Source organism: Arthrobacter sp. ISL-69 (genome assembly GCF_018613775.1).
In the GTDB taxonomy this organism is placed as follows: Bacteria; Actinomycetota; Actinomycetes; order Actinomycetales; family Micrococcaceae; genus Arthrobacter.
The window spans coordinates 19,342-32,630 of the sequence record NZ_JAGGPO010000034.1 but is presented as its reverse complement, the minus strand read 5'-3'; the positions used below and the strand labels follow the sequence as shown (position 1 = coordinate 32,630).

Below are 13,289 nucleotides of genomic sequence, written 5' to 3'. Positions count from 1 at the left end.
GCCAGAGCAACACCAGTAACACGGGGCGGGCAAGTTGAGAGCATCCTTATGCATTCCTTGCCCGCCCCATACCGTTCGGGTCTGCTGCTCGGTACAAGGGTCCCTTTGTTAGTTGGGAGGGCCCCCAAATAGACATCGCTCGTAGTTCACGCGGACATCAGCGTGGCCATCAGCATCCGCCGCGCGGACCTAGACGACCTTAAGAACTCTCCTGCAGAACACGCGTCGGACCGGGTGCCCGCAAGCCGATCCCCTATCGCGCGTCCCCGCTCGAAGATGCCTGGGTTGAACAGCGATCTTTGCTGACACGTTGTTATGTTGACTCTCGCCGGCATTCGACCCTAGAACGCCTGACTGGCGCTCCTGAAAGTCGGCGACAAACGCTACTGAAACTCACCAATACAGCCAGTGCGTTATGCCAAGACTTCCTCAGGCGATCGCCGTCAACACGCCAGCGCGAGCGAAGACTTCCGCATAACGTCCCGCTGCGCATAACCGAGGAATTCCGGCTGGAATTTACCGGTTTTGAGTTCGATGAGGGACTATCTCGTTAACGGTGTATCCGGCGGTTTCTTTTAGTAGCTTTCAGCTGCCGGGAATCGGTCGCTGAAAGTGATGGCGAAGGCGTTCAAAGCGGGCTTCCACCGCATCGTCCATCGGGTCCTGCCGGCACCGGTCGGATCCAACGATCGGGTAACCAGATAGAGGCACTTTAGCGCAGCCTGAGGGCGCTCTCGAGCGCCTTGCGGTCCAGAACCACAGCGCGAAGCGTGGCAGGGTCAGTACGCCAGAACTCTGAAGTATTGTTCACCGTTACGTGCCCTCCGTAGGAACTTGTCACGGAACCACCCGATATGGACGACCTCAACGGGCCCGCCACGACGTCCTCATGTTCTCATGGCTCTGACCGAGCAGCGCCGGGCAGCTCTCGGGGATGGATGATTTCCCTTCCCGGCGATTTGTCTTTGGCGGTCTATGGTGTGCATGGGGGTAAACATGCCGGAGTCGCGTCGTAAGAGGTTTCTGACCTTTGTCGGCAGCCACTTGCTCAGGAGCGTTTTGTGTGTCCAGGTCGCGTTCTCTGTGGCGGTTCTGACCTTGCTGGGATCAGGACATCTGGGTTCGCTGGATTCTCCTGAACCGCGGGGGCTTCTGGGTTCCGTCGCGGGATTCCTGATCCTTTTGGCCCTTTATGCCGCATGGCGCGGTAGGAGGGCCCGGCATGCTGAGAGATCCAGGGCCCATGGGCTCTCGGCTCGGATGGACTCGGTTCTGCACTTTCGCCGGGAATGGTGGTGGGCTACGGATGACGCCGGAACGTTCACTTTCTCCAGCAGTGCCTCACTGGATCTCCTGGGGTACGCCCCGTCTGAACTCGAAGGGCAACCGGCCAGCATTGTGATCGATCTGGACGCCCTGGCCACGGCCCGCCAATCCGTTGCCGCTGCCCTGGCACCTGATGGTTCCAGCTGGGCCGGGGTCGTTGTCAGGTGCCGGCACCGGGACGGGACCCCATTGTGGATGGAGGTATCCGGACATGCCCGCCCGGCCCTCCACAGAACCCGCGCCGGCTTCGAAGGCGCGTGCAGACCACTTCGCCCCCAAATCGCCCGGGTGCTGGCTGTCCAGCGCACCAGGGAACGGATCGAGCAGGTGCTGCGGGAAAAGACGTTCCTCACTGCCTTCCAACCCATTCACGAACTAGCCACCGGCGCAGTCATCGGCGTCGAGGCTTTGGCGCGATTCATCGACGACGACGGTGGCAGCCCGGAGCACTGGTTTTCAGAGGCCGCGACGGTGGGTCTGGCCGCTGACCTGGAGTTCGCCGCCTTGGAATCAGCACTCACGGCCGCGACTGAGTTGCCTTCCCGCCTGTATGTGGCCCTCAATCTCTCACCGGAAACCTGCCTGGATCCACGGCTGCCGGGGTTTCTCGCCGGATCGGCTATTGGTTCAGACCGGTTGGTGCTGGAACTGACCGAAAACCTGGCCGTGGTTGCGTATGCCCCGCTTGTCGCGGCCCTGGCACCGCTCCGCCGGCGAGGTCTGCGAATAGCGGTGGACGACGCCGGCGCGGGTTTCGCCTCCATGCGCCATATCCTGCACCTGCACCCCGACATCATCAAACTGGACCGGAGCCTCATCGCCGGCATTGATCAGGACCCCGGCCAACGCGCCCTGGGCGCGGCCATGGTCGAATTCGCACAACGGATCCAGGCACAGCTCGTCGCTGAAGGCATCGAGAGCGAGGCTGAGCTGGCAGCCGTGACCAGACTGGGAATGTACGCCGGTCAAGGATACGTACTGGGCCGGCCCTCCGTAGATTCGCAGAAATGGGCCACCTGGGAAGCCCTGCAAGGACGAGAGACGGCCTGAAACCTCTCACATTCTCGCCAGCCGTGGCCGCTGAACAGAGTCAAAGCGACAAGGAACGGGCAAGGGGAACCCATAGTGAGCCTGACCCGTTCCCAAATAATGACGTGGCTTGTAGCACATGAGGGAGGCTAAGGGGCCCAGAGGGGTGCAACCCAGGATGACCCGCGGCCGCTTTCGCGGTCAGTTTGTCCTGTGGTCGCGTGGAACACCCCGGCCGGGCCTTCAAAACTGTCAATTGCCGAAGTCACCGGCACAGGATGTCCGAAGTCGGCCTACCGTGACATCAGCTTTTGGCCATCAGGGCGGAGTTCGCCTGTAGGCGAGACATGCCTGTAGAGAGTCTGTCGGGTGATACCGAGTTCGCCGCAGAGATCGCTGACCTTGGTTCCGGGCTTGCCCATCGATGCCAGAGCGAGCCTGAGCTTAGCCGGAGTCATTTCGTAGGGGCGACCGCCGTTCCGGCCGCGGGCGCGGGCGGAGGCCAGGCCGACGATGGTGCGTTCGGAGATGAGTTCACGTTCGAACTCCGCGAGAGCGGCAAAGATTCCGAAGACGAGTTTGCCCGAAGCTGTGCTGGTATCGATAGCCGCACCCTGGCCGGTGAGGACCTTCAGGCCGATGGCGCGCTCGGTCAGTTCGTGCACGATGTTGACCAGGTGGCGCAGGTCCCGGCCCAGCCGGTCGAGCTTCCACACCACCAGGGCGTCGCCGCGGCGCAGGGCTTTGAGGCAGGCGGCCAGCTGGGGCCGGTCATCCTTCTTTCCGGAAGCCCTGTCTTCGTAGAGGGAGTCCGTCCCGATGCCTTCGGCCAGGAGTGCGTCCGATGTGACAGGAAGCGGTATCCCGAGGCCCTGGAATGGGTGAGGGAAATTTAAATCGCGGCCGCATCCTTTCGCCGGCAGAGCAGCATATCGATGAGCCGTCGGGCGGAAGCCGGATTGCCTCCGGCCCCCGCAACGGCTTCGTCGAACAAGGAGCAAACCCGTGGCAGTGATACGCGATGCTCTCCCCGTTCGGGGTATTCCCTTCATGTACGGGTGCAGGCGGCGTAAGGCAGGAAAAGTGCTGCGTCCAGCCCATGGCCCGTGAGCGTTTTGCTTTCCAAAAGGTAGATAGTGGTCGCGGTTGCTTCGAGGGTGTGGAGTTGCACGTCGAGTGGATAGTCTTCGTGCGGGTGCCAACTCAGCTGCCCTGCCCGGAAGGGGTAGCCCGCTTCTTTCCAAATGCGCAAGATCATGCGCCCCGCGGTACGACACTCAGACAGGGTTGCTCCCAGCTCATCGATGATCGTCCGGATCAGGCGAAACCAGGTTCCCGCGTGAACTTGCCGTCGCGGCAGGTCGACCGACCCCGTTGTCATGGCGTGCCAGGTTCTGCTGTCCATGGCCAGGACCGTGGCGGAGGCAGGCCTCGGTGTAGGCGGTTTGCGCTCCCAGTCCGAGAAGTAACTGGCAGCCTTCGCGCGCGGTTCGAGGAGGCACCCATGGAAAGGGCAGCTAAGCGTCAGTGAAAGCAACCACAACAGTTGGTACGGGTACGGCGGTGCTGACGTCGCAATACATTGCGGGCCTGCCCGAAATGCCGGTCGTGAGGGAAGCCATGCCCGCCAGGCGGGGAGCTCCCGCGGGCGCCGCCTTCCTGCCGGCAACAGCACGGAAAACTGTCGGGTATAGGTCGTAAACGCCGCACGGTCCGGTTCCGCTTGGTCAATGAGCCAGGGTGCCCAGCCGCTCAGGCTCATCCTCTGGATCCGGTACACATCGACACCGGTTCGCCGTGCCAGATCGCGGGCGAATCCAGCGGGCGGGCATGTGTCCAGACCTTCCGGCCCGTCGTCGAGTGCATGGCCCAAGTCCGAGGCAAGATAGTCAAGGTTGGCATCGTACCGATCGGCGATTCGCCACAACCATGACGAGAGTGCCTCACCGGGCAGCGGTGCAGGATGTACTGGCCAGCGGCGCGAGACGATCACAGCAGTTGTGTTTCGAACAGCTTGCGCCTTTCGCTGGGCCCGATGTAATCGGCCATGGTCAGCGTCCGGCGGTTGATCGTCTCCTCCCCGCTTTCAACTGCGGCAACCGCGGCGGCAGTCAGAAGGCGGGCGAGCTCTCCGATGGTGCCCTCGCTGCGTGCGAGCAGGTACCGGGCCATATCCTCGCTATCGATCGAGGACGGTGAGTGGAGAGGGAACGAGGCAGCGAAGCTAGCCAGCAGCGACCGGGTTTCGTCCCCCACCTCCCAGAGGGGCAAGACGAACGGTTCGAACCTGTTCTCGAGCTGGTCATCTGACCTCACGGCAAGGTATGCCTCCCGTGTGCCGACCCCGACGAGGGGAATGTGAAGCTCATTGCCCAGAAACCGGAGCAGGTTCAGAAACTCACGCCGCGTCTCACCCCGGCCGGCCACGACGTTGTGGAACTCGTCGATCACCAACAACCGCACACCCACCTTACGCAGCAGGGAGAGCGCCAGCCGCTCGACGTCTCTACGGTGACGTGGCCGTCAACGGCGAGACCGCCGCGAAGCAGGCCTACATCTTAAACCTTGACGGCTCCACCCTCAATCCCCTGGCCAAGTCCGGGGACGCCGCCGTGCTCGAAGGGACCCGGGTGCTGATTTCCGACACCGCCGCCGGCCTGCTGAACAAGACCTTCAAGACCGACGCGGTGAAGACCGGCATGCTCGTCGGTATCGCCAAGATCACCGTCAACACCAAATAACCCGCCCCGGAAAACCTGCCGGACGGCTGACTGCACCGGCGGGAAGTGCCGCGGCATCCTCGTTGGGGGGCCGCGACACTTTTCCGTGTGAATACCGTAAGGAAAAGACCGGGGGCAGCGCGCCGGACGGTCCGTAGCCTTGAAGGATGACCCAGATGAACGCACCCACAGCAGACGTTATTCTGCCTTGTTTGAACGAGCGGGGCGCCCTGCCGTGGGTGCTCTCCCGGATGCCTGACGGGTATCGGGCGATTGTGGTCGATAACGGGTCCACGGACGGTTCTGCCGAGCTTGCGGCACGCCTGGGCGCGACGGTGGTCAGGGAGGAGCGGCGGGGGTTTGGGGCTGCCGCCCACGCTGGCCTGCTCGCGGCCACGGCAGACTTCGTGGCGTTCTGTGACTGTGACGGTTCGCTCGACCCTTCCCGGTTGCCGGAAGTTTTCGCTCCCGTCGTGGAGGGCACTGCGGATCTGGTACTCGGCGCCCGCGAGCCGCAGCGCGGATCGTGGCCTTTCCACGCCCGCATGGCCAATCTCCTGTTGGCTTGGCGTCTTCGGCGGCTGACCGGAGAACGGGTGACGGACCTCGGACCCATGCGGGCAGCGCGCCGGGTTCAATTGCTGTCGCTGCATCTGGAGGACCGGCGCAGCGGCTACCCTCTGGAGATGTTTCTCAAGGCAAGCCTGCACGGTTGGCGGATTGCCGAGGTTCCTGTCCCTTATGCCCCCCGCACGGGCCAGTCGAAGGTGACGGGAACCGTCGGCGGCACCCTGACGGCAGTGCGGGACATGTCGGCCCAACTCAAGGCCGCCGCGGCGGCTTCCGAGTCCGTACCGGTCCCGAAGCGCGGCGGCCTCGAATGACCAACATGAGCAACAGCATCGATCTGACAGTGGCCGTCATCGCCAAAGAGTGTCTGCCCGGTCGGGTCAAGACCCGGCTGAGCCCACCGCTGTCCCCCGAGGGGGCCGCAGCCCTGGCGCAGCTGAGCCTCAGCCGCACCCTGGATACGGTCCGGTCCATCCCGGCACGGAACCGGCTCCTGGTCATGGACGGAACGCCAACTGCAGGTGAGGCTGAACAATTCAGCGTTTCGACGCAGGTCTCCGGAGGCCTGGACGAACGGCTCGCCGCGATCTGCGATGCAGTCACCGGCCCGCTCCTCATCGTCGGTATGGATACCCCGCAATTCACGGCGGAGCATTTGGCGCCTCTGCTTCAGGACTGGTCCAAGCCCGTTGGTGTCCACGATGCATGGCTGGGCCCGGCGAAGGACGGCGGCTTCTGGGCCCTGGCTCTGCGCCGGCCCGACGGGGCACTGATCAGGGATGTGCCGATGTCCACGGACACCACCGGAACCGAACAGCTCTCCCGGCTGTCCGCAGCAGGGTTCCGTACCGGGCTGCTTCCCGAACTGCGGGATATGGACCATTTCAGTGACGCCCTTGAGATAGCCGCAGGGATGCCGGGCAGCGATTTCGCCTCTGCAGTGGCTGTGGCAGCGAACAGCGTGGCAGCAGCGCCTCTAAGCGCCGGAGGATTTCGGTGAGCGCGGCCATCATGGCTTCCGCCAGCCATTTCGGCCAGGGCAGAAGAGAACCCTATGCCAAGGCGCTGGCGGGCGGGTCCGGCACTGTGACGTTGCGTCCGGATCGTGATCACCACGCGGCGCACCCCGTGAACTTCGATGTCGGCAGCTGGTGCCGGGAGGCCAGCATCCTGGAAAGCTCGCTGCTGCAGAGCCTTCAGGGGCCGCTGCTCGATATCGGTTGTGGCCCTGGCAGGTTGCTCGCTGCCGCCCAGCGCCTCGGTATGGTGGCTCTGGGTCTGGACACCAGCGCAGCCGCAGTCCGCAGGGCGCACAACCGCGGCGCCCGGGCACTCGAACAATCCGTCTTCGCCGCGGTGCCGCAGACCGGTCACTGGGAGGCAGTCATTCTGCTTGACGGAAATATCGGCATCGGTGGCAGCATCACCACCCTGCTCCGGCGTTGTGCCCAGCTCATCTCCCCCGTCGGGACACTTCTGGTCGAGGTGGAAGCCGACGACGACATGGACCTCGCCTACTCCGCCGTGCTGGAAGACGAGAACGGCAACACGAGCGAGCCGTTCCAGTGGGCCAGGACAGGCATTACGGGTCTCGTCGCCCGCGCGCAGCGCAACAGCTGGAGCGTTACGGGTGTTCAGTGCCTCCAAGGCCGGGTCTTCTGCCGCCTCTCGCCCGCCGAACCAGTCAGCAGCCTAGGGTGACCATCCGTCCAGGCCGGCTAATCGGCACCTCCGGCGCGCGTCTCCCCCTATGGGTCGCGCTGCCGTCCTTGTTCCTGGTCAGCGGAGCCGTGCTGTGGTGGATGGTGCTACCCGGAAATCCCTTTCAGTCCGCACCCATCGTCGGCACCCTCTTTTCATGGGCCGTACTTGTCGGGGCGGTGAGTCTTCTAAGGAACGTCCCGAGACGGCGGGTCGGGGCCGTGGTCATTGCCGGCACGATACTTCTCGGGCTGATCGCGGTGAGCGCCCCGCCCCGCACCAGCAACGATTCAGCCCGGTACGCCTGGGACGGAATCGTCCAAAAGGCCGGGATCTCCCCCTACGCGAATGTACCCCTGGACGAGACCCTCAGCAGTCTCAGGCCGGGATGGCTGTTCGCTTCCGGGACCTCCGGCGCGGATGGCAGCCCGGTGTGCGCCGAGAATCTGTTTGACACCGAATCCGTGGCAACCTTCGGGTATCCGTCCCGGGATCCGTTGTGCACGGCGATTAACCGGCCGCAGGTTCACACCATCTATCCGCCTACGGCCGAGATCTACTTCTTCGGGGTTCGGGCCACCGTCCCGGACACGGCCGGCTACCTGCCGTTCCAGCTGGCTGGCCTGCTCATCAGCGTGGCGGTAGCCCTGATGCTGCTCCGTGCGCTGGCAGACAGCGGCCGCCCTCTCCACTGGGCGGCAGTCTGGGGCTGGAGCCCGTTCGTGCAGCTTGAGGCGGTGAACAATGCCCACGTCGACCTGCTCGCCGGGGCCTTGGTCCTCGCTGCCGGAATGCTGTTGGCCGGCGGCAGGCCGTTGCGCTCGGGCATGGCCTTTGGCGCCGCTGTCGCCACGAAGCTCATTCCGGTCATAGCTGCCCCGGCACTGTTGTTCCGGCGTCCCGCCCGGTTCATCGCAGCAGCGGTGGTGACCTTCACCCTCCTGTATGTGCCCTATCTGGCTGCCGCCGGCGTCGGCGTTTTGGGCTTCCTGCCCGGCTACCTGAAGGAGGAGGGCTACAGCCAAAGCGGCGGGATCCGGTTTGGCCTGGCACAGCTGCTCTGCACCGGGCCCTGGCCGCCGGTGCTCAGCGCGGCCGCCCTGGCCATCGTCGCCTACGGTGTGTTGCGGCGGACCCATACCGAGAACGCCTGGGAGCAACAGACGGTCATGATCGGACTGACCCTGCTGATCGTCAGTCCCAACTACCCCTGGTACGCGCTCATGCTGCTGCCGTTCATCATCCTGAGCCGGCGGTGGGAATACCTCGGTGTGATGCTCGCCTTGGACATCATCTACATGGTCCCCGCCTCCGCACCGTTCAGCGAGACCCTCAACCAGGGTGTGCTGCTGCTGGCAGCAGCTGCCATCGCCGCGGGATCCTGGTTGCGGCGCCGCGGCGAACTTCGACAAACAGCCCTGCGGGGACTCCAAGAGGAGCCACCACCTCTGCGGCTGCCGCCCCCTCACGGGCCCTCGCTATCACTGACAAAATCTGACGAATGACAGGAATCCACATGGGCACAGCACCTCCCTCCTCCCCGCCGGCGCACATCGGTGTCATTGGTGGCTCCGGAACGTATCGGCTGCCCGGGGCAACGGTTCTGGACACGTTCGACGTCGACACGCCCTACGGCGCCCCCTCGGGACCCGTAACACTCGCCGAAGTGGCCGGAAGGACCATCGCTTTTCTCCCCCGCCACGGAGGCAGCCACCAGCTACCGCCCCAGAAAATCAACTACCGGGCCAACCTCTGGGCCCTCAAAAGCCTCGGGGTGGAGGCCGTCCTCTCATCCTCGGCCGTCGGTGGCCTGCACTCAGGCTTCGCGCCTGAAACCTTCGTGGTCACCGACCAGCTCATTGACCGCACTTGGGGACGCGCGGATACGTACTTCGACGGCACCGTGGCCGAGGGCGTCGAACCGGCCGGCGTCCGGCATCTCCCGGCATCAGAATCGTTTTGCCCGACCCTGCGGGCACACCTGGACGCTGCCCTCGCCGCTCATGATCTGGCCTACGTCCCGCACGGCACGGTGGTAGTAGTCAATGGTCCGCGCTTTTCGACGAAGGCTGAGTCGGCCTGGTATGTCACCGGCGGCGCGGACATCATCAGCATGACGCAATACCCCGAACCTGTTCTGGCTGCCGAGCTGAACATGGGTCTTGCCAATCTGGCGTACATCACCGACTCGGATACCGGGCATGACGGCTCGACCCCCGTAACAGCCGAAGCGGTTTTTGCGCGGCTGACAAACGTCCAGCACCGTATCCTGGCCGTTCTGGACACAGCCATCACAGCCATCGGCCCTGACTACGCTCCGCGGACCCTGATGGACCCCGAAGCCGTAGACCGGATCATGTCCCTCCCGCTAAGCCCCGAGCGGGTGTCATCCCGATGAGGATCCTAGTCACCGGCGGCGCCGGATTCATCGGCTCACACATCGTCGAAGCCGCCCTGGCCAAGGGCTGGGAAGTGAGAGTCCTGGACTCGCTCGATCCGGCCATACATCCCGGCCCGCCGCCGCTGGACCCGAGGGTGGAGCTGATCACCGGGGACGTCACCGACCCGGCGACGGTGGACCGGGCACTGGAGGGAATTGACGCGGTCAGCCATCAAAGCGCGAAGGTCGGATTGGGCGTCAGCTTCGCCGACGCACCGGACTACATACACAACAACGACTATGCGACGGCGGTCCTGCTGGCGTCCATGGAATGCCACCGCATCTCCCGGCTGGTCCTAGCCTCCTCGATGGTCGTCTACGGCGAAGGTGCCTACTCGGACCCCAAAACCGGCCAGCTGGTCCGGCCCGGGCCCCGTACCGAAACCGATCTCCGCGCCGGAATCTATGACCCCCGCAACCCGGTAACAGGGGACGTACTCGTCCCTGCCCTGGTGTCCGAGGACGCCGCACTTGACCCGCGCAATGTCTACGCCGCCTCGAAGTTGAGCCAGGAACACCTCGCCTCGGCATGGGCCCGAAGCACCGGTGGCACGGCAACTGCCCTGAGGTATCACAACGTCTATGGTCCGCGGATGCCGCGGGACACCCCATACGCAGGAGTAGCATCACTGTTCCGCTCAGCCCTGGCACGCGGAGACGCCCCGAAGGTCTTTGAAGACGGCGCGCAGCGGCGCAGTTTCGTCCACGTCCGAGATGTGGCCGCAGCAAACATCGCAGCGGCCCGGGCCCTCCTGGACAACCCGACCGGATTCCGGGCTTACAACGTCGGCGCCGACGAGGTCCGCACCATCGGCGATGTCGCGGCCGCACTTAGCACCTTTTCCGCCGGGCCCGCACCGGTGGTCACCGGCCAGTACCGGTTGGGGGACGTGCGGCACATCACCGCGTCCTCCGAGCTGATCAAGGCAGAACTCGGCTGGGCGCCCGTTGTGGGATTCTCTGACGGCATGCGTGAATTGGCCTCGGCCCCCCTCCGAGGCCAGCCCAGCGTCCGCTCGTCGACAGCCTAGATTCCGGGTCGGCTACGTATGCCTTCGTTGTGATCTTGCGTGCCGTGCGCCCGTCTCGGTGCCTTCCGCTCCAGCGCGACGATGGTGGCGCCGGCAACTGCCGCCAGAACGGCCCAGAACCACGCCAGGTTCGTGGCGTAGCTGGCTTCCAGGACCGTGGTGCTGCGGGCAACAGACTGGGCCTTAAGCAGGGTTCCAGCGACGAGCGTCACGACGACGCCGATCATGAGGGCGCTCCGCAGCACGGCCATCGATGCCGGACGCAGCCCGGATCCCAGCCGTCTCAGGCCGGCACCGGCCGCGGTGGAGACCGGCACTATGAGTCCGTCATGCACCAGGACAGCCATTGCCATCCACGTGAGCAGACCCACAAGCTGGGCCGGTCCCAGCTGGGTGGGCAGCCCCAGCAGTCCGAAACAGGCCAGACCGGCGCCGGTTAGACCCAGGGCCACCCGTGCTGCCATGACCGGCTGATTCGCTTTCACAGGACCTCCACACTTTGCAGCCATTTGGTTTGCAGGACCCCCGGCCGACCGGGGGCGATGATCCGGGCCGGGTAGCCGTGGTCCAGGTCCAGGATGGACCCGTTGAGTTCCAGGGCCACAAGCGTGCGATCATCCTGGGCGTATTCGGCTGGCATGGTCATCAGCCGGTACGCGCCCTCCGGCTCCAGGCTCGTGACACGCAGACTGGACCCTGACGGCGCGCCGGCCGCACTCAAGAGGTCCTTCATCCTCACACCCCGCCATTGGGCCATTTGGCTCCAACCTTCCACGCAGGCAATGGGCAGCTCGTGGACGTGTTGCGGCAGTGCCCGGAGTTCGTCGAGGCTGAAGGTGTGAACCGTGCCGCCGTGGCTCACCGTCAAGGACCAGCTAGCTGCGCTGGCCAGCGCGGCCACCTTGGCGTCCGCCGCTGTCCGGTTCACCGGCACCCCTTGGGGCCCCGTGCCCATTTTCCGGGGGGCGAACAGGTTGGTTGGCCCCAGCCAGGAAAACGACTGTCCCGCCGTCGTCAGTACAAGCGCTCCCGCGGACGCGCCGACACCGGTCAGGAAAGCACGCCTGGACCACCGCCCCGGGGCGGTGGAGGAGGCCGGAACAGCGGAGGTCCGGCGCCAATTCGCTGTGATGGCCGGAAGTTTGACGGCAATGTGCAGCAGCAGGGAGCCCCAGACCACCCATGACAGCCAATAGTGGGTTTCGCGGAACGGGAACGGCCATGGGTACCACTTGTAGGTGTTGATTAGTCCCGTGGTCAGCTGGAGCAATGAGGAGGCGATGAACAAGGCGATTGATGCCCGCTCGAGGCCGTGCACCGCTGATTTCACCGGCGGCCATTTGAGCAGTTCGGGGTAGACGGACCACAGTTTCGCCAGAAGCAAGGGAATGGAGGCTATGCCTGCTGTGACGTGCAACCCCTGCGTCAGCTGATAGATCCAGACCGGGCTGGCGGGAAAGAACATCCACGACGGTGGATTCTGCAGTCCGTGGCTGAATAGCCCGGTGAGAAAGCAGATGGTGAAGCTCACGCCCAGCCACCGGCCCAGCACAACGGTCAGGCGGCTGCTTCGTGTGGGCGAGGCGAACCTATCGGCCAGGGCCTCGGTGAGCCGTTGGGGGTCTGGCGTGCGCATACCTGATCACTCCACTATTCCGGACCGGTATCGGATCCGAGGACGGGTAGAACGACGTCTGCTGTGGGTGCGTTCATCTGGGTCATCCTTCAAGGCTACGGACCGTCCGGCGCGCTGCCCCCGGTCTTTTCCTTACGGTATTCACACGGAAAAGTGCCGCGGCCCCCGACGAGGATGCCGTGCCACTTCCCGCCGGTGCAGTCAGCCGTCCGGCAGGTTTTCCGGGGCGGGTTATTTGGTGTTGACGGTGATCTTGGCGATACCGACGAGCATGCCGGCCTTCACCGCGTCGGTCTTGAAGGTCTTGTTCAGCAGGCCGGCGGCGGTGTCGGAAATCAGCACCCGGGTCCCTTCGAGCACGGCGGCGTCCCCGGACTTGGCCAGGGGATTGAGGGTGGAGCCGTCAAGGTTGAAGATGTAGGCCTGCTTCGCGGCGGTCTCGCCGTTGACGGCCACGTCACCGTAGAGCTTGGAGGTGCCCGGGTCAATGGTGAAGTTGGTCAGGTCAACCTTGGTGTCACCGTCGGTCAGGGAGAACCCGGAACCGGCGTGGCTGATTAGGCCCTGAACGTAGGGCCGGTAGTCCTTGGCCGGGTCGTAGTAGTCGACCTTGCCGCCGGTGATCGGGAAGACCAGGGACCCGTCAGTCAGTGCCGCGGTGCCGATCACGCCCGGGGTCAGCTTCAGGGTCTCCAGGGCCTTGGCGAAGGACGCGTCCAGCTTCACCGCGGTGGAGGTCCCGGTCAGTGCCGGGATCGACGCCAGCGGCTTCGGCATTTCCGCAGCGGCAGCCGAGGTGGCCGGGGTGGACGAGGCGTTGTCGGCCGGGCCGCAGG

At 64.7% G+C, this 13,289-nt stretch carries 13 protein-coding genes and 3 pseudogenes; 8 read left to right on the top strand and 8 right to left on the bottom strand.

Annotated features, from left to right (window positions below; genetic code table 11):
* Nucleotides 1-575: 575 nt before the first annotated feature.
* Nucleotides 576-725 (bottom strand): annotated as a pseudogene (locus J7I79_RS20560) (IS256 family transposase); the annotation flags it as partial.
* 535 nt (nt 726-1,260) lie between these two features.
* Here J7I79_RS20560 and J7I79_RS20555 point away from each other — a divergent pair.
* The gene (locus J7I79_RS20555) at nt 1,261-2,376 is read left to right on the top strand and encodes an EAL domain-containing protein (RefSeq protein WP_251043090.1); all 1,116 of its coding nucleotides are present in this window, start codon (nt 1,261-1,263) and stop codon (nt 2,374-2,376) included.
* A gap of 272 nt (nt 2,377-2,648) precedes the next feature.
* On the opposite strand, the gene J7I79_RS20550 is transcribed toward J7I79_RS20555, so the two are convergent.
* The 4 genes and pseudogenes from J7I79_RS20550 to J7I79_RS20540 all read right to left on the bottom strand — a co-directional run.
* Nucleotides 2,649-3,218 (bottom strand): recombinase family protein, encoded by a 570-nt coding sequence (locus J7I79_RS20550; protein ID WP_214956555.1) that lies wholly within the window; start codon nt 3,216-3,218, stop codon nt 2,649-2,651.
* A gap of 185 nt (nt 3,219-3,403) precedes the next feature.
* Nucleotides 3,404-3,760, bottom strand: a complete 357-nt coding sequence (locus J7I79_RS24370; RefSeq protein WP_251043089.1) for a hypothetical protein — start codon at nt 3,758-3,760, stop codon at nt 3,404-3,406.
* A 99-nt stretch (nt 3,761-3,859) separates the two neighbouring features.
* A pseudogene (locus tag J7I79_RS25010) lies at nt 3,860-4,348 on the bottom strand (TniQ family protein); the annotation flags it as partial.
* Nucleotides 4,345-4,878, bottom strand: a pseudogene (locus tag J7I79_RS20540) (TniB family NTP-binding protein); the annotation flags it as partial. The pseudogenes J7I79_RS25010 and J7I79_RS20540, both read right to left, overlap by 4 nt.
* Between J7I79_RS20540 and J7I79_RS24815 the strand changes: the two are divergent.
* The 7 genes from J7I79_RS24815 (at nt 4,872) to J7I79_RS20510 (ending at nt 10,817) form a co-directional block, all read left to right on the top strand.
* Nucleotides 4,872-5,096, top strand: a complete 225-nt coding sequence (locus tag J7I79_RS24815; RefSeq protein WP_311380629.1) for a hypothetical protein — start codon at nt 4,872-4,874, stop codon at nt 5,094-5,096. The pseudogene J7I79_RS20540 and the gene J7I79_RS24815 overlap by 7 nt on opposite strands.
* A gap of 155 nt (nt 5,097-5,251) precedes the next feature.
* Nucleotides 5,252-5,959: a glycosyltransferase family 2 protein gene (locus J7I79_RS20535; protein ID WP_311380628.1), complete on the top strand. Its 708-nt coding sequence runs from the start codon at nt 5,252-5,254 to the stop codon at nt 5,957-5,959.
* A gap of 5 nt (nt 5,960-5,964) precedes the next feature.
* Nucleotides 5,965-6,645, top strand: coding sequence for a DUF2064 domain-containing protein (locus J7I79_RS20530; protein ID WP_251043088.1), 681 nt, complete (start codon nt 5,965-5,967; stop codon nt 6,643-6,645).
* Nucleotides 6,642-7,346 carry a bifunctional 2-polyprenyl-6-hydroxyphenol methylase/3-demethylubiquinol 3-O-methyltransferase UbiG gene (locus J7I79_RS20525; RefSeq protein WP_214956453.1) on the top strand — a complete coding sequence of 235 codons (705 nt, stop codon included), beginning with the start codon at nt 6,642-6,644 and terminating at the stop codon, nt 7,344-7,346. Before J7I79_RS20530 ends, J7I79_RS20525 begins: the two co-directional genes overlap by 4 nt.
* Entirely contained in the window at nt 7,343-8,851 is a 1,509-nt protein-coding gene (locus J7I79_RS20520) for a glycosyltransferase family 87 protein (protein WP_214956451.1), read from the top strand. The genes J7I79_RS20525 and J7I79_RS20520 overlap by 4 nt, the downstream gene beginning before the upstream one ends.
* 11 nt (nt 8,852-8,862) lie before the next feature.
* The gene (locus J7I79_RS20515) at nt 8,863-9,744 is read left to right on the top strand and encodes an MTAP family purine nucleoside phosphorylase (RefSeq protein ID WP_214956449.1); all 882 of its coding nucleotides are present in this window, start codon (nt 8,863-8,865) and stop codon (nt 9,742-9,744) included.
* Nucleotides 9,741-10,817 carry an NAD(P)-dependent oxidoreductase gene (locus J7I79_RS20510; protein ID WP_214956447.1) on the top strand — a complete coding sequence of 359 codons (1,077 nt, stop codon included), beginning with the start codon at nt 9,741-9,743 and terminating at the stop codon, nt 10,815-10,817. Before J7I79_RS20515 ends, J7I79_RS20510 begins: the two co-directional genes overlap by 4 nt.
* Here the strand turns inward: J7I79_RS20510 and J7I79_RS20505 are convergent.
* From J7I79_RS20505 to J7I79_RS20495, 3 genes are all read right to left on the bottom strand, one after another.
* Nucleotides 10,814-11,302, bottom strand: a complete 489-nt coding sequence (locus J7I79_RS20505; protein WP_214956445.1) for a hypothetical protein — start codon at nt 11,300-11,302, stop codon at nt 10,814-10,816. The two genes, J7I79_RS20510 and J7I79_RS20505, sit on opposite strands and share 4 nt — an antisense overlap.
* Complete coding sequence (locus tag J7I79_RS20500) at nt 11,299-12,453, bottom strand: molybdopterin-dependent oxidoreductase (protein WP_214956442.1); 1,155 nt, start codon at nt 12,451-12,453, stop codon at nt 11,299-11,301. Before J7I79_RS20500 ends, J7I79_RS20505 begins: the two co-directional genes overlap by 4 nt.
* 231 nt (nt 12,454-12,684) lie before the next feature.
* Nucleotides 12,685-13,289, bottom strand: a 605-nt coding sequence (locus J7I79_RS20495; RefSeq protein ID WP_214956435.1) for a hypothetical protein, incomplete at its 5' end; no start/stop codon positions are given.